This window comes from Streptomyces sp. NPDC030183, from assembly GCF_055573455.1.
Genome location: NZ_JBVIBK010000036.1, coordinates 1 through 14,603, shown reverse-complemented (window position 1 = coordinate 14,603; position 14,603 = coordinate 1). Strand labels below are relative to the sequence as shown.

The following is a 14,603-nucleotide window of genomic DNA, read 5'->3' as shown; positions in this document are numbered from 1 at the left end:
AGTCGGGGGCCTGGCCACCGCCATGGTCCAGGATGGGGTCATGAGTGAACTGACCAGGATCGCCGCTCCCGACGGTGTCGCCCCCGCTGCCCAGTACGCGCATGTCGTGATGGGAACGGGCCGCTTCGTGGCCGTGTCCGGTCAGGTCGCGCTCGACGAGGACGGCGAGCTCGTCGGCGAGGGCGACCCGGCGGCGCAGGCCCGCCAGGTCTTCGAGAACCTGCGGCGCTGTCTGACGGCCGCCGGGGCGGCCTTCGACGACGTCGTCAAGCTCACCTACTTCGTCACGGACACGGCGCACCTCCCGGCGATCCGCTCGGCCAGGGCCGAGCACATCCCCGACGACAGGCTCCCCGCGTCGTCGGCGGTGCAGGTGACCGCGCTCGTCCGCCCCGAGTTCCTGCTGGAGATCGAGGCGTTCGCGGTGCTCGGCGAGTAATCGAAAGAACCCCCGACGCCCGCCTAGGGTGCCCCCATGGATGATCTTCATGACCTCCGGGTCCGGCACATGACCCTGGCCGACTGCCCCGCCGTCGCCGAGATCCGGGTCGGCGGCTGGCGCACGGCCTACGCGGGGCTCGTCCCGCGGTCGTACCTCGACGGGCTGGACGTGGCCGAGGACGCCGAGAAGCGGCGCGCGATGCTCCTCAAGCCCGGCAGCCCGGTGGTGAACCTGGTCGCCGAGCGGGCCGGGAAGGTCCTCGGCTGGGCGGCGTACGGCCCCTACCGGGACGGCGACATCCGCACCGGGGACGCCGAGTTGTACGCGATCTACGTACGGCCGGGCCATCTCGGCGTCGGCGTCGGCGGTGCGCTGCTTCGGACGTCGCTCGACCGCTGCCGTGCCGCCGGGTACCCCCGGGTGTTCCTGTGGGTGCTCAAGGAGAACACCGGGGCCCGCCGCTTCTACGAGCGCCACGGCTTCGCGCCGGACGGCGCCGAGGAGCCGTTCGAGGTGGACGGGGTGGAGATACCGGAACTGCGGTACGCCCTCCGGCCGGGGCCCGGCGAGAAGACCCCGTGAGCGGCGCGGGGCGTCAGCGCTGCTTCGGGAGCCTGCCCAGGGCGTGCACGGCCGCCTCCGCCAGCGCCGGATGCGCGAGCGCCTCGCTGAGCACCCTCCTGGCCCGGGCGTCGCCCAGCGCCCCGAGCCCCTCCACGCAGGCGAGGGCCACCCGGCGGTAGGGGTCGTGGGGGGTGAGGCGGCGTTCGAGGGTGGTGATCAGCGCGGGCACGGCCTCGGGGGCGCGGAGTTCGACGAGCAGCCGGACCGGGTGCAGGGCGTAGGCGACGCGCAGTTCGTTGGTGGCGAGGGCGGCGGCCGCGCGGGCGGTGCGGGGGTCGCCGAGCCGGGCCAGCGCGTACGCGGCCGAGGCGCAGCGGGGCGGGTCGCGGTGGTTGAGGAGCAGGACGAGCGCCTCGAAGGCCCGCCGGTCCCCCGCGACACCGAGCCGGAAGGCGGCCACCTCGCGCGCCCACAAGGGCTGTCCGGGCGCGGTGAGCACGGAGGCGAGCTCGTCGGTGTCCTCGGTGGCGAGGAGCCGTTCGCAGCCGGCCGATCCGCCCGACTCGATCCGCACACGCTCCGTGAGCGATCGCAACGCTTCGTCCATACGTCGAGATTACGGGTGGGACTCACCTCGGGGGACCTACATCACAAAGTCGAGGGCTGGCGCGCTCGTTACCCACCGGTTAAGCTCAGACGAGCGAGTGACCCACTCGTATTTGGCTTCGACGGTCTGGTGACGCGGCCGTCGTGAGCGCAGTCGGTTCGGTACGCGCAGTACCGCAGTGCGACTCGGCCTCGGGACAGGGCCGGTCGGTTCAGCCGTTCCCCCTGGGCGTGTGCACGCCCACGGCGGCGGCACCGGGCGTGTGCGCTCGCAGCCCGGCAGCACCCGCACTCCACGCGCTGGTCGCGCCCTCGTCGGCGTACCCGGGCGCTTCCTCAGTCGTCACCCTCATCCCTGGAGTCCCGCGATGGCCACTCCCCTTTCCGACTCGCCCCTGTCCCCGCAGTCCTCTCTTACCACGATCGCCGTCGTCGGCCTCGGCACCATGGGCACCGGCATCGCCGAGGTGCTGACCCGGGCCGGCCGCGAGGTCATCGGCATCGACATCAGCGAGGCCGCCGCCGCCCGCGCCGTCGCCGCGCTGGAGACCTCGACCGAGCGTGCCGTGGCCCGCGGGCGCATCACCGAGCGGGAACGCGGTGACGCCCTCGCCCGGTTCCGCACCTTCACCGACCTGCGGGCCGCCGCCGACGCCGACCTGGTGATCGAGGTCGTCCCGGAGTCGTACGACATCAAGCAGCAGGTCTTCCGGGAGCTGGACGCGATCGTGCGTCCCGAGACGGTTCTCGCCACGGGTACCAACGCCCTCTCGGTGACCCGGCTGGCCGCCGACTCGGCGCGCCCCGAGCGGGTGTTGGGCCTGCACTTCTTCAACCCGGCGCCCGCGATGAAGCTGGTCGAGGTCGTCTCCTCGGTGCTGACCGCGCCGCAGGCCGTCAGCGCCGTCACCGACCTCGCGCTTGACCTGGGCAAGGAGCCCGTCGCGGTCGGCGACCGGCCCGGATTCGTCGCCGACGGACTGCTGTTCGGCTACCTCAACCAGGCCGCCGCGATGTACGAGGCCAAGTACGCCTCCCGCGAGGACATCGACGCGGCGATGCGGCTCGGCTGCGGCCTGCCGATGGGCCCGCTGGCGCTGCTCGACCTCATCGGCATCGACACCGCCCGCACGGTCCTGGACGCCATGTACGCGGCCTCGCACGACCGGCTGCACGCTCCGGCGCCGATCCTGAAGCAGCTCAGCGAGGCGGGTCTGACGGGCCGCAAGTCGGGGCGCGGCTTCTACACCTACGAGGCACCCGGCTCCGCCACCGTCGTGCGGGACGCGCTGACGCCGCCGGAGGGGGTCGCCACGGCCCCCGGGCGCACGGTCCGCTCGGTCGGTGTGGCGGGCTCCGGGACCATGGCGTCGGGCATCGCCGAGGTGTTCGCCAAGGCCGGCTACCAGGTCGTGCTGGCCGCGCGCACCGAGGAGAAGGCGCAGACCGCCAAGGCCCGTATCGGCAAGTCGCTGTCACGGTCGGTCGACAAGGGCCGGATGACGGTGGAGGCCGCCGCCGAGACCCTGGACCGGATCACCCCGGCGGGCTCGTACGACGCGTTCGCGGACGTCGACCTGGCGCTGGAGGCCGTCGCGGAGGACCTGGACGTCAAGCGGCAGCTGTTCGCGACCTTCGACAAGGTCTGCAAGCCGGGCGCGATCCTCGCCACCACCACGTCCTCGCTGCCTGTCGTGGCCTGCGCCCGCGCGACCTCGCGCCCGCAGGACGTGATCGGGATGCACTTCTTCAACCCGGCTCCGGCGATGAAGCTGGTCGAGGTGGTCCGCACGGTCCTGACCGCCGAGGACGTGCACGCCACCGTCCGCGAGCTGTGCGGCGCCATCCGCAAGCACCCGGTGGACTGCGGCGACCGGGCCGGTTTCATCGTGAACGCGCTGCTGTTCCCGTACCTGAACAACGCGATCAAGATGGTCCAGGACCACTACGCGACGCTGGACGACATCGACGCGGCGATGAAGCTGGGCGGCGGCTACCCGATGGGCCCGTTCGAACTGCTGGACGTGGTGGGGCTGGATGTCTCGCTGGCCATCGAGAAGGTCCTGCACCGCGAGTTCCGCGACCCGGGGCTCGCCCCCGCGCCACTGCTGGAGCACCTGGTGGCCGCGGGCTGCCTCGGCCGCAAGACCGGCCGCGGCTTCCGCGAATATGCCAAGCGCTGAGCGGCCGGGCGACTGGTTCCACGAGGGCACGGACTGGGGCGGACTGCTCTCCCCGGGCGGCCGGTCCGTGCCCCCCGGCCCCGGCTCTCCCCCGCCCGTCCGGGGCGGGGGGATCGGTGGACCTGCGCACTCTCCTGCGCGGATGCAGTACGTTCGGGGCATGTCCCAGCCCGCCAAGTCCTCACGTACACCAGCTACGCCCGACGCGCCGGAGAGTGCCGCGGGCAGTCGTGCCGCCGCCCAACGGCTCAAGATGCGCCGGGAACTGGCGGCCGCGGCCATGGAGCTGTTCTCGACCAAGGGGTACGAGGCGACCACCGTCGACGAGATCGCGGCGGCGGCCGGCGTCGCCCGCCGCACCTTCTTCCGCCACTTCCGGTCCAAGGAAGAGGCCATCTTCCCGGACCACGACGACACCCTGATCCGCGCCGAGGCGGTGCTCAACGCGGCACCGGCGCACGAGCACCCGCTGGACACGGTGTGCCGGGGCATCAAGGAAGTCATGAAGATGTACGCGGCGCGGCCGGAGATCTCGGTCGCCCGCTACAAGCTGACCCGTGAGGTCCCCACCCTGCGCGAGGCCGAGATCGCCTCCGTGGCCCGCTACGAGCGCCTGTTCACCCGTTATCTGCTGGGCCACTTCGACGAGCACGCCCATGTCGACGACGGCAACGACGACCCGCTGCTCGCCGAGGTGGCCGCGTCGGCGGTCGTCACCGCCCACAACCACGTGCTGCGCCGCTGGCTCCGCTCCGGCGGCCAGGGCGACGTGGAGACCCAGCTCGACCACGCGTTCGCCATCGTCCGCAAGACCTTCGGCACCGGCATCGGCGCGGGCCGTTCCATGGGCCCGGAGCCGGCCGCCGCGACGGCCTCCACCCACGGCGAGGTCCTGGTGACCGTGGCCCGCACGGACGCCCCCCTGGAAGAGGTCATGCGGACCATCGAGGAGGCCCTCCGGGACCGCTGACGCCTCCCGCGGGGCCTTCGAACCCCTCTTTACTCATCGGTAACTGTGATGACGGCCACCCCTCCGGGTGGCCGTTTTGGCATGTCAGAGGCCCTTTTACGGCCCGTTCTGATCGATCATCGCTCAGGTGTTACGTAAAGATTTCACCTGAGCGAACTTTCTGGCACTCGGTGCCTTGCGGGGTGACACGGCGTGCCATACGTTGAAGGAGTCCGGGCGGCCGGCGAACAGAGAACTCCCGTTCGCCGACTGTCCCCGCGAGCCACGGCCCGCGCGCCCGGACGCCTGCGTCACAGGCACCCTTCCGCGCCACAAAGCGCCGCCGAAAGCACCACCCTCCGCCGAACCGACGGCATCGACCAGACAGATCAGCAGCACCCGACGTAACCCTCAACAGCGTCTTCCCTCGGACGCTCGTCGCCGGAGGCACCACCGTGAAGGAAATCCTGGACGCGATCCAGTCGCCGGAGTCCACGTCCGCCGACTTCGCCGCCCTGCCGCTCCCCGAGTCGTACCGCGCGATCACCGTGCACAAGGACGAGACGGAGATGTTCGCGGGCATGACGACCCGCGAGAAGGACCCGCGCAAGTCGATCCACCTCGACGAGGTCCCGCTGCCGGAGCTCGGCCCGGGTGAGGCCCTGGTGGCCGTCATGGCCTCCTCGGTCAACTACAACTCGGTGTGGACCTCGATCTTCGAGCCGCTGTCGACCTTCGGGTTCCTGGAGCGCTACGGCCGCACCAGCGAGCTGGCCAAGCGCCACGACCTGCCCTACCACATCATCGGCTCCGACCTGGCGGGCGTCGTCCTGCGCACCGGCCCCGGCGTCAACGCCTGGCAGCCCGGTGACGAGGTCGTCGCGCACTGCCTGAGCGTCGAGCTGGAGTCCAGCGACGGTCACAACGACACCATGCTCGACCCCGAGCAGCGCATCTGGGGCTTCGAGACCAACTTCGGCGGTCTCGCCGAGATCGCGCTGGTCAAGTCCAACCAGCTGATGCCGAAGCCGGACCACCTCAGCTGGGAGGAGGCCGCCGCCCCGGGTCTGGTCAACTCCACCGCGTACCGGCAGCTCGTCTCCCGCAACGGCGCCGGCATGAAGCAGGGCGACAACGTCCTGATCTGGGGCGCGAGCGGCGGACTCGGCTCCTACGCCACGCAGTTCGCCCTCGCGGGCGGCGCCAACCCGATCTGTGTCGTCTCCTCGCCGCAGAAGGCGGAGATCTGCCGGTCCATGGGCGCCGAGGCGATCATCGACCGCAACGCCGAGGGCTACAAGTTCTGGAAGGACGAGAACACCCAGGACCCCAAGGAGTGGAAGCGCTTCGGCAAGCGCATCCGCGAGCTCACCGGCGGCGAGGACATCGACATCGTCTTCGAGCACCCCGGCCGCGAGACCTTCGGCGCCTCGGTGTTCGTCACCCGCAAGGGCGGCACCATCACCACCTGCGCGTCGACGTCGGGCTACATGCACGAGTACGACAACCGCTACCTGTGGATGTCGCTCAAGCGGATCATCGGCTCGCACTTCGCCAACTACCGCGAGGCGTGGGAGGCCAACCGGCTCATCGCGAAGGGGAAGATCCACCCGACCCTGTCGAAGGTGTACTCCCTGGAGGACACCGGCCAGGCCGCCTACGACGTACACCGCAACCTCCACCAGGGCAAGGTCGGCGTGCTCTGCCTCGCCCCCGAGGAGGGTCTGGGCGTGCGCGACCAGGCCAAGCGCGACCAGCACATCGACGCCATCAACCGCTTCCGCAACATCTGAGACATCCGGGAGCACAGATGACTGAGCGCCAGCCCGCGGCTGCGCCTGAGGGCGCGCCCGTGTCGAAAGAGACGAAGGCAAGGGAGCGCAGCGACCGCGGACTGAGGAACGTCGACGCGGGCACCGAGCGCCCTCAGGCGCAGCCGCGCAAAGAAAGGGACCGGCCGTGGCTGATGCGCACGTATGCCGGCCACTCCACGGCGGAGGCGTCCAACGAGCTGTACCGGCGCAACCTCGCCAAGGGCCAGACCGGTCTGTCGGTGGCGTTCGACCTGCCGACGCAGACCGGATACGACTCCGACCACATCCTCGCCCGCGGCGAGGTCGGCCGGGTCGGCGTGCCGGTCGCGCACCTCGGTGACATGCGCCGGCTGTTCCAGGACATCCCCCTGGACCAGATGAACACCTCGATGACCATCAACGCCACCGCCATGTGGCTGCTGGCGCTCTACCAGGTCGTCGCCGAGGAGCAGGGTGTGGACATCACCCAGCTCCAGGGCACGACCCAGAACGACATCGTCAAGGAATACCTGTCGCGGGGAACGCATGTCTTCCCGCCGGGGCCCTCACTCCGGCTGACGACGGACATGATCGCGTACACGGTCTCCCACATCCCGAAGTGGAACCCGATCAACATCTGCAGCTACCACCTGCAGGAGGCGGGCGCCACGCCGGTCCAGGAGATCGCGTACGCGATGTCCACCGCGATCGCGGTTCTCGACGCCGTACGCGACTCGGGGCAGGTCCCCGAGGAGAAGTTCGGGGACGTCGTGGCCCGTATCTCCTTCTTCGTGAACGCGGGTGTCCGCTTCATCGAGGAGATGTGCAAGATGCGGGCGTTCGGGCGGATCTGGGACCGGATCACGCGCGAGCGGTACGGCATCGAGAACCCCAAGCAGCGCCGCTTCCGGTACGGCGTGCAGGTCAACTCCCTCGGGCTGACCGAGGCGCAGCCGGAGAACAACGTCCAGCGGATCGTGCTGGAGATGCTGGCCGTGACCCTGTCCAAGGACGCACGCGCGCGTGCCGTGCAGCTGCCCGCATGGAACGAGGCGCTGGGGCTGCCCCGGCCGTGGGACCAGCAGTGGTCGCTGCGCATCCAGCAGGTGCTCGCGCACGAGAGCGACCTGCTGGAGTACGCGGACATCTTCGACGGCTCCCACGTCATCGAGGCGAAGGTCGCCGCGCTGGTGGAGGAGTCGCTCGCCGAGATCGAGCGGATCCAGGAGATGGGCGGCGCGATGGCCGCCGTCGAATCGGGCTACCTCAAGTCGCAGCTCGTCGCCTCGCACGCCGAGCGCCGGGCCCGGATCGAGTCCGGTCAGGAGAAGATCGTCGGCGTCAACATCTTCGAGACGACCGAGCCGAACCCCCTGACCGCCGACCTCGACACGGCGATCCAGACGGTCGACCCGGCCGTCGAGGCCCGCGTCATCGCCTCGCTCCAGCACTGGCGGGACACGCGCTACCAGCCGCCCTTCAACCACCCGCGCCCGTGCAAGGCGCTGGAGCGGCTCAAGGAGGCCGCGAAGGGCACGGACAACCTCATGGAGGCCACCCTGGAGTGCGCCCGCGCCGGGGTCACGACCGGCGAGTGGGCCGGGGCCCTCCGTGAGGTGTTCGGTGAGTTCCGCGCCCCGACCGGTGTCTCCTCCGCCCCGGTGGCGGTCGCGGCCGAGGAGGGATCGGCCCTGTCCGGGGTGCGCCGCAAGGTCGAGCTGACCGCGCGGGACCTCGGGGTCGGCAAGCTCCGCTTCCTGGTCGGCAAGCCGGGTCTGGACGGGCACTCCAACGGGGCGGAGCAGATCGCCGTGCGGGCCCGTGACGCCGGGTTCGAGGTGGTCTACCAGGGGATCCGGCTCACGCCCGAGCAGATCGTGGACGCGGCCCTCGCCGAGGACGTGCACGCGGTGGGGCTGTCCATCCTCTCCGGCTCGCACGCGCAGCTCGTCCCGGACGTCCTGGACAGGCTGCGGGACGCCGGCGCGACCGACATCCCGGTGATCGCCGGCGGGATCATCCCGAACGGTGACGCCGAGCAGCTCAGGGCCGCCGGAGTGGCCGCCGTGTTCACCCCGAAGGACTTCGACATCACCGGGATCATCGGCCGTATCGTCGACGAGATCCGCAAGGCCAACAAGCTCGACCCCCTGGAGGTCCCCGCATGACTGTCAACCGTCTCCGCCCGCGGCGTTCCTGCCTGGCAGTACCGGGCTCGAACCCCCGCTTCCTGGAGAAGGCGCAGGGCCTCCCGGCGGACCAGGTCTTCCTCGACCTGGAGGACGCGTGCGCGCCGCTCGCCAAGCCCGAGGCGCGGCACACCATCGTCAAGTTCCTCAACGAGGGCGACTGGACCGGCAAGACGCGGGTCGTGCGGGTCAACGACTGGACGACGGAGTGGACGTACCGCGATGTCGTGACGGTCGTCGAGGGGGCCGGCCAGAACCTCGACTGCATCATGCTGCCGAAGGTGCAGACGGCCCAGCAGGTGGTCGCGCTGGACCTCCTGCTCACCCAGATCGAGAAGACGATGGGCTTCGAGGTCGGCAAGATCGGCATCGAGGCGCAGATCGAGAACGCGCAGGGCCTCAACAACGTCAACGAGATCGCGCAGGCCTCCCCGCGTGTCGAGACGATCATCTTCGGCCCGGCCGACTTCATGGCGTCGATCAACATGAAGTCGCTGGTCGTGGGCGAGCAGCCGCCCGGCTACCCGGCGGACGCCTACCACTACATCCTGATGAAGATCCTGATGGCGGCCCGCGCCAACAACCTCCAGGCGATCGACGGCCCCTACCTCCAGATCCGCAACGTGGAGGGCTACCGCGAGGTCGCCCAGCGCGCCGCGGCCCTCGGTTTCGACGGCAAGTGGGTGCTGCACCCGGGCCAGGTCGAGGCGTCCAACGAGATCTTCTCGCCCTCCCAGGAGGACTACGACCACGCCGAGCTGATCCTGGACGCGTACGACTACTACACGTCCGAGGCAGGCGGCAAGAAGGGCTCGGCGATGCTCGGCGACGAGATGATCGACGAGGCCAGCCGCAAGATGGCCCTGGTCATCTCCGGCAAGGGGCGGGCGGCGGGGATGACCCGGACGTCCAAGTTCGAGATCCCGGAGGCCTGAGCGCGATGCAGTTCGGACGCACGTACGAGGAGTTCGAGGTCGGGGCGGTCTACAAGCACTGGCCCGGGAAGACGGTCACCGAGTACGACGACCACCTCTTCTGTCTCCTCACCATGAACCACCACCCGCTCCACATGGACGCGAACTACGCCGAGAGCACGACGGACTTCGGCAAGAACGTCGTGGTCGGCAACTACATCTACTCGCTGCTGCTCGGCATGTCCGTCCCGGACGTCTCCGGCAAGGCGATCGCGAACCTGGAGATCGAGTCGCTGCGGCACGTGGCGCCGACCTTCCACGGCGACACCATCTACGGCGAGACGACCGTGCTGGACAAGTGGCCGTCGAAGTCGAAGAACGACCGCGGCATCGTCCACGTCGAGACCAAGGGCTACAAGCAGGACGGCACGCTGGTCTGCGTGTTCCGCCGCAAGGTCATGGTGCCGACCGAGACGTACATCAAGGAGCGCGGCGGCGAGCAGCCCGGCCGCCCGGAGCTGAACGCCCCTTCGGAAAAGACGGAGAAGTAGTCATGGCGCGACTCGCCCAGACCCACGGCCTCACGGACATCCAGCGGGAGATCCTCTCCACCGTCCGTGACTTCGTGGACAAGGAGATCATCCCGGTCGCGACCGAGCTGGAGCACCGCGACGAGTACCCGCAGGACATCGTCGACGGGCTCAAGGAGCTGGGTCTGTTCGGTCTGATGATCCCCGAGGAGTACGGCGGTCTGGGCGAGTCCCTCCTCACGTACGCGCTGTGCGTGGAGGAGATCGCCCGCGGCTGGATGTCCGTGTCCGGGATCATCAACACGCACTTCATCGTGGCGTACATGCTCAAGCAGCACGGCACCGAGGAGCAGAAGGAGTACTTCCTGCCGCGCATGGCGGCCGGGGAGGTCCGCGGCGCCTTCTCGATGTCGGAGCCGGGGCTCGGCTCGGATGTGTCGGCGATCACCTCGAAGGCGGTCAAGGACGGCGACGGGTACGTCCTGAACGGTCAGAAGATGTGGCTGACGAACGGCGGGACGTCAACACTCGTCGCCGTTCTCGTCCGAAGTGACGAAGGACACCCCGAGGGCACGGCGCCCCACAAGTCGATGACCACCTTCCTGGTCGAGAAGGAACCCGGTTTCGGAGAGGTCCGCCCCGGCCTCACCATTCCCGGGAAGATCGACAAGATGGGGTACAAGGGCGTCGACACGACCGAACTCATCATGGACGGACTGCGCATTCCGGCCAATCGTGTACTCGGTGGTGTCACCGGCCGAGGCTTCTACCAAATGATGGACGGTGTCGAAGTCGGCCGGGTGAATGTGGCCGCGCGTGGCTGCGGTGTCGCACAGCGTGCGTTCGAACTGGGTGTGCAGTACGCCCAGCAGCGCCACACCTTCGGCAAGCAGATCGCCCAGCACCAGGCCATCCAGTTCAAGCTGGCCGAGATGGCTACCAAGGTCGAGGCCGCTCATGCCATGATGGTGAACGCAGCACGCAAAAAGGACTCGGGCGAACGAAACGACCTCGAAGCAGGGATGGCGAAGTACCTCGCCTCCGAATACTGCAAGGAAGTCGTCGAGGACGCTTTCCGGATCCACGGCGGCTACGGCTTCTCCAAGGAGTACGAGATCGAGCGCCTCTACCGCGAGGCCCCGATGCTGCTCATCGGTGAAGGTACCGCCGAAATCCAGAAAATGATCATCGGTCGCCGGCTTCTCGAGGAGTATCGATTCCAGGGCTAGTCCAGGGTCGAATGTCTGCTTCGGGGTGTTTTCTTCGAGAAGAAGATCACACCCCGTCAGCAGTGTTCGGCCGTCGACTCGGCTTCCTGGCTTGCCCAGTTGCGGGCCGCGACCGGTACGATCCCCGGAAAGCCGCCGTCCCCTGTCACCGCGCGGCATCATCCGCTACGAAGGTCATCCATGCCCCACAGCCAAACCTCTGCACCTCGCGACGGCCTCGCTGGCGTACGGCTCGCGCGCGGAGCATCGCCGTGGCTTCTCCCGACCGTCGCCACCGCAGCACTCAGCCTCGCCCGCTCGCGCCGCTCCGGCGCCGCGCGGGCCGTGGCCGTACCCGCCACCGCGCTGGCGGCGGGCATGCTGTGGTTCTTCCGCGACCCCGAGCGTGAGATCGCCCAGGGCCGGGTCATCTCGCCCGCCGACGGAGTGGTGCAGAGCATCATGCCGTGGAAGGACGGCCGGACCCGCGTCGCGATCTTCATGAGCCCGCTCAACGTCCACGTGAACCGCGCGCCGCTCTCCGGCACGGTGACGTCCGTCGAGCACATCCCGGGCGGGTTCGTCCCGGCGTTCAACAAGGAGAGCGAGAACAACGAGCGCGTCGTCTGGCACTTCGACACCGAACTCGGTGACATCGAGATGATCCAGATCGCCGGCGCCGTCGCTCGCCGCATCGTTCCGTACGTTCCCGAGGGCACCAAGGTCGAGCAGGGTGACCGGATCGGGCTGATCCGCTTCGGTTCGCGGGTCGACATCTACCTGCCCGAGGGCGTGGAGGTCGACGTCGAGGTGGGCCAGAAGACCGTGGCTGGAGTGACTCGCATTGACCGTGATTGATCCTGATACACAGGCCGGGAAGACCGGCCCGGCGACCGACTGGATGCCGGACGTCGACGAGGCGGAGGACGACGCGGAGGAGATGCCGCTGTCGCTGCGCCTGTCGATAGCGGACACGCTGACCCTGGGCAACGCCACGTGCGGCTTCATGGCGGTGTACTTCACCACCACGGGCATCCTGATCCCGCACATCACGGGCAGCCAGGAGACGGGCATGGCCCGCCACAGCGCGGCCACGGCGGTCATCCTGATGCTCTGCGCGGCGATCTTCGACCTGTTCGACGGGTTGGTGGCGCGCAAGCTCCGCTCCTCGCCGATGGGCGCGGAGCTGGACAACCTCTCCGACCTGATCAGCTTCGGCCTGGCGCCGGCGTACTTCGTCCTCGTCTACGGCATGGTCGCGAACGACGCGCACCAGCGGGTGGCCGCGGTGGGTGCGATCGTCGTCCTGCTGGCGGTGGTGCTGAGGCTCGCCAGATTCTCCTGCGTGACGGTGAAGGACGGCACGTTCCAGGGGATGCCGTCACCGTTCGGCGCGCTGACCGTGGTGTCGATCGTGCTCCTGGAGCTGCCCTTCGAGGCGACGCTGCTCGCGATCCTCGGCACGGCGTGGCTGATGGTGAGCCGGGTCGAGTACCCGAAGCCGCGGGGTGTCCTCGCGGTGGCGATGCTCTCCTGGATCGTCCTGTCCATGGGCCTGCTGGCCGCCTGGGCCTTCGCGGCCCCCGGCGGACAGTTCCTCCTCCAGGCCGGCTGCGCCCTGCAGCTCGTCATGGGCGCCGTCATCCCCCTGTTCGCCACGGCCCGCCGGGTGAACACCTTCCGCGACAACCGGCGCGAGGCACGGGCGGCCCAGCTGCCCTGACCCCGCTCCAGCACCGACAGGTGTGGCCCGAGCCCTTCCGGCTCGGGCCACACCTGTTTCGCGTTCAAAGGTGTCGGAGCCTTGCCCTTGACGGGTCAACTACCTCGTGTGCGGGCCCGGTTGCCGCCCGTGAGGAGGAAGAGGAGGGTGGAAAGGAGGGGATTCAAACCCAGTTGACCCTTTCTTTCTCCGGGAGACGGACATGACCTCGTACGAACTGAGAGAGCACAAGGTCGAGCTCAAGTCGAGCATGCCGGCGACCAAGGACATGCAGATCGTGCTGCCCGTACGGGAGTACGACGGCACCCACGGCCACGACCGCGAGCCGGTGCTGATGCTGCACGGCAGAAGCGTGCCGGCGCTGGCGGGCTTCGACCTCGTACAGGTGCCCGGCGGCGACCCCGACCGGTACAGCTGGGCGAAGGAGCTGGCGCAGGCCGGCTACGACGTCTTCATCATGGATCTCCAGGGCTCCGGCAGGTCGTCCCGCCCCGGTCAGATGGACGACCCCTGCAACACGAACCCGGCCCAGCAGCAGTCGGTCCTCGTCGACCACACCATCCCCGCGCCCTGCCCGCCCCAGTACAAGAGCGAACTGGGCAATTCGTCCAGTGACTGGGCGGAGTTCGCGGCGGTGGTCAAGTTCATCCAGACCGAGGTGGGCGAGAACAAGAAGATCCGCTTCGTCGGCTGGTCAGCGGCCTCGTTCGTCATGGGGCCCTACACCCTCCAGCACCCCGAGCAGGTCGAGAGCCTGCTGCTCCTCGCTCCGATGTTCCCGCCGCGGGGGCGGTGGTCCCAGCAGGACGCCAATCCGTTCGGTCCGCCGCCGGACGCCGCTTCGCTGCCCGTCGGGAAGCCGGTCCTGCAGTTCGGCTTCCCGATGCACGTCGCCAGCAAGAGCGGCTTCAAGCGGACCCTGACCGGCCCCGAGGGCCTGTGGGAGGAGGGCATCCCCGACCTGGCGTGGGCCGCCTGCATGGAGAACGACCCCGTCGCCAGCAAGTGGGGCCCGCATGTGAACGGAGACCGCGAGGGTGTCCTGCGGTACCGGAACACCTACTGGTGGGGCTGGAACAACAAGACCGCGCCGCTCAAGAAGGACAACAAGTTCATCCTCGGCGACCACGTCCCGGTGCTCATCGTCTACGGCGAGGAGGACCGCACGGCCGTCACGCGCACGCCGATGTCGGACGACCTGTTCTTCTCCGTCCCGGACCTCTACAACGCCATCCGGGGCCCCCGGAAGCTGATGTTCTGCTTCGAGGGGTCGGGCCACTCCATGGTCTGGGAGACCACCGCCAGGGCCGTCCACCACTTCTCGAAGCACTGGTTCGGCAACGGCAAGGTGGAGGGCCTCGCCGGTGGCAGCTACTTCCGCGAGTTCGACGGCAATCTGATAGAGCTGCCCTAGTAGTGCCTGGTCAGGTTCACTCGCCGGTGGCGTGTCCGTTTGATCGCTTGTTCCGTTGGCCTGTTGTGATGGGTGGGGAGCTGGCCGC

13 protein-coding genes are annotated in these 14,603 nt (G+C 69.1%); 12 read left to right on the top strand and 1 reads right to left on the bottom strand.

Going from position 1 to position 14,603, the window contains the following annotated elements; all coding sequences use genetic code 11:
• Window positions 1–40: 40 nt before the first annotated feature.
• Together ACZ4Z2_RS32975 and ACZ4Z2_RS32970 are read left to right on the top strand one after the other, a co-directional pair.
• Window positions 41–439 (top strand): RidA family protein, encoded by a 399-nt coding sequence (locus ACZ4Z2_RS32975; protein WP_468081064.1) that lies wholly within the window; start codon window positions 41–43, stop codon window positions 437–439.
• Window positions 440–475: 36 nt separating this feature from the next.
• The gene (locus tag ACZ4Z2_RS32970; RefSeq protein ID WP_468081061.1) at window positions 476–1,024 is read left to right on the top strand and encodes a GNAT family N-acetyltransferase; all 549 of its coding nucleotides are present in this window, start codon (window positions 476–478) and stop codon (window positions 1,022–1,024) included.
• Window positions 1,025–1,037: 13 nt separating this feature from the next.
• Here ACZ4Z2_RS32970 and ACZ4Z2_RS32965 read toward each other — a convergent pair whose 3' ends face one another.
• A complete protein-coding gene (locus ACZ4Z2_RS32965) occupies window positions 1,038–1,613 on the bottom strand; it encodes an adenylosuccinate lyase (RefSeq protein ID WP_468081059.1) in 576 nt (191 codons plus the stop codon).
• Between the two features lie 367 nt (window positions 1,614–1,980).
• Between ACZ4Z2_RS32965 and ACZ4Z2_RS32960 the strand changes: the two genes are divergently transcribed.
• From ACZ4Z2_RS32960 to ACZ4Z2_RS32915, 10 genes are all read left to right on the top strand, one after another.
• On the top strand, window positions 1,981–3,795 hold the full coding sequence (locus ACZ4Z2_RS32960; RefSeq protein ID WP_468081058.1) for a 3-hydroxyacyl-CoA dehydrogenase family protein: 1,815 nt from the start codon (window positions 1,981–1,983) through the stop codon (window positions 3,793–3,795).
• Window positions 3,796–3,955: 160 nt separating this feature from the next.
• Window positions 3,956–4,765, top strand: a complete 810-nt coding sequence (locus tag ACZ4Z2_RS32955) for a TetR family transcriptional regulator (RefSeq protein WP_468081057.1) — start codon at window positions 3,956–3,958, stop codon at window positions 4,763–4,765.
• Window positions 4,766–5,199: 434 nt separating this feature from the next.
• On the top strand, window positions 5,200–6,537 hold the full coding sequence (gene ccrA / locus ACZ4Z2_RS32950; protein ID WP_468081055.1) for a crotonyl-CoA carboxylase/reductase: 1,338 nt from the start codon (window positions 5,200–5,202) through the stop codon (window positions 6,535–6,537).
• A 17-nt stretch (window positions 6,538–6,554) separates the two neighbouring features.
• A complete protein-coding gene (locus ACZ4Z2_RS32945; RefSeq protein WP_468081053.1) occupies window positions 6,555–8,705 on the top strand; it encodes a protein meaA in 2,151 nt (716 codons plus the stop codon).
• Window positions 8,702–9,661, top strand: a complete 960-nt coding sequence (locus ACZ4Z2_RS32940) for an HpcH/HpaI aldolase/citrate lyase family protein (protein WP_468081052.1) — start codon at window positions 8,702–8,704, stop codon at window positions 9,659–9,661. The genes ACZ4Z2_RS32945 and ACZ4Z2_RS32940 overlap by 4 nt, the downstream gene beginning before the upstream one ends.
• A 5-nt stretch (window positions 9,662–9,666) precedes the next feature.
• Entirely contained in the window at window positions 9,667–10,191 is a 525-nt protein-coding gene (locus ACZ4Z2_RS32935; RefSeq protein WP_055513343.1) for a MaoC family dehydratase, read from the top strand.
• A 2-nt stretch (window positions 10,192–10,193) separates the two neighbouring features.
• Window positions 10,194–11,399, top strand: a complete 1,206-nt coding sequence (locus tag ACZ4Z2_RS32930; protein ID WP_468081051.1) for an acyl-CoA dehydrogenase family protein — start codon at window positions 10,194–10,196, stop codon at window positions 11,397–11,399.
• 180 nt (window positions 11,400–11,579) lie between these two features.
• Entirely contained in the window at window positions 11,580–12,236 is a 657-nt protein-coding gene (locus ACZ4Z2_RS32925; RefSeq protein WP_468081049.1) for a phosphatidylserine decarboxylase, read from the top strand.
• A gap of 43 nt (window positions 12,237–12,279) precedes the next feature.
• Complete coding sequence (pssA, locus tag ACZ4Z2_RS32920) at window positions 12,280–13,101, top strand: CDP-diacylglycerol--serine O-phosphatidyltransferase (RefSeq protein ID WP_055537692.1); 822 nt, start codon at window positions 12,280–12,282, stop codon at window positions 13,099–13,101.
• Between the two features lie 202 nt (window positions 13,102–13,303).
• On the top strand, window positions 13,304–14,515 hold the full coding sequence (locus ACZ4Z2_RS32915) for an alpha/beta fold hydrolase (protein WP_468081048.1): 1,212 nt from the start codon (window positions 13,304–13,306) through the stop codon (window positions 14,513–14,515).
• Window positions 14,516–14,603: the final 88 nt, after the last annotated feature.

What these genes read in the sequence shown, in the direction of transcription:
- ACZ4Z2_RS32960 (WP_468081058.1), top strand. Translation starts at nt 1,981, where the DNA reads ATGGCCACTCCCCTTTCCGACTCGCCCCTGTCCCCGCAGTCCTCTCTT.
- ACZ4Z2_RS32935 (WP_055513343.1), top strand. Translation starts at nt 9,667, where the DNA reads ATGCAGTTCGGACGCACGTACGAGGAGTTCGAGGTCGGGGCGGTCTAC.
- ACZ4Z2_RS32930 (WP_468081051.1), top strand. Translation starts at nt 10,194, where the DNA reads ATGGCGCGACTCGCCCAGACCCACGGCCTCACGGACATCCAGCGGGAG.
- ACZ4Z2_RS32945 (WP_468081053.1), top strand. Translation starts at nt 6,555, where the DNA reads ATGACTGAGCGCCAGCCCGCGGCTGCGCCTGAGGGCGCGCCCGTGTCG.
- ACZ4Z2_RS32955 (WP_468081057.1), top strand. Translation starts at nt 3,956, where the DNA reads ATGTCCCAGCCCGCCAAGTCCTCACGTACACCAGCTACGCCCGACGCG.
- ACZ4Z2_RS32940 (WP_468081052.1), top strand. Translation starts at nt 8,702, where the DNA reads ATGACTGTCAACCGTCTCCGCCCGCGGCGTTCCTGCCTGGCAGTACCG.
- ACZ4Z2_RS32925 (WP_468081049.1), top strand. Translation starts at nt 11,580, where the DNA reads ATGCCCCACAGCCAAACCTCTGCACCTCGCGACGGCCTCGCTGGCGTA.
- ACZ4Z2_RS32970 (WP_468081061.1), top strand. Translation starts at nt 476, where the DNA reads ATGGATGATCTTCATGACCTCCGGGTCCGGCACATGACCCTGGCCGAC.
- ACZ4Z2_RS32975 (WP_468081064.1), top strand. Translation starts at nt 41, where the DNA reads ATGAGTGAACTGACCAGGATCGCCGCTCCCGACGGTGTCGCCCCCGCT.
- ACZ4Z2_RS32965 (WP_468081059.1), bottom strand. Translation starts at nt 1,613, where the DNA reads ATGGACGAAGCGTTGCGATCGCTCACGGAGCGTGTGCGGATCGAGTCG.
- pssA (WP_055537692.1), top strand. Translation starts at nt 12,280, where the DNA reads ATGCCGGACGTCGACGAGGCGGAGGACGACGCGGAGGAGATGCCGCTG.
- ACZ4Z2_RS32915 (WP_468081048.1), top strand. Translation starts at nt 13,304, where the DNA reads ATGACCTCGTACGAACTGAGAGAGCACAAGGTCGAGCTCAAGTCGAGC.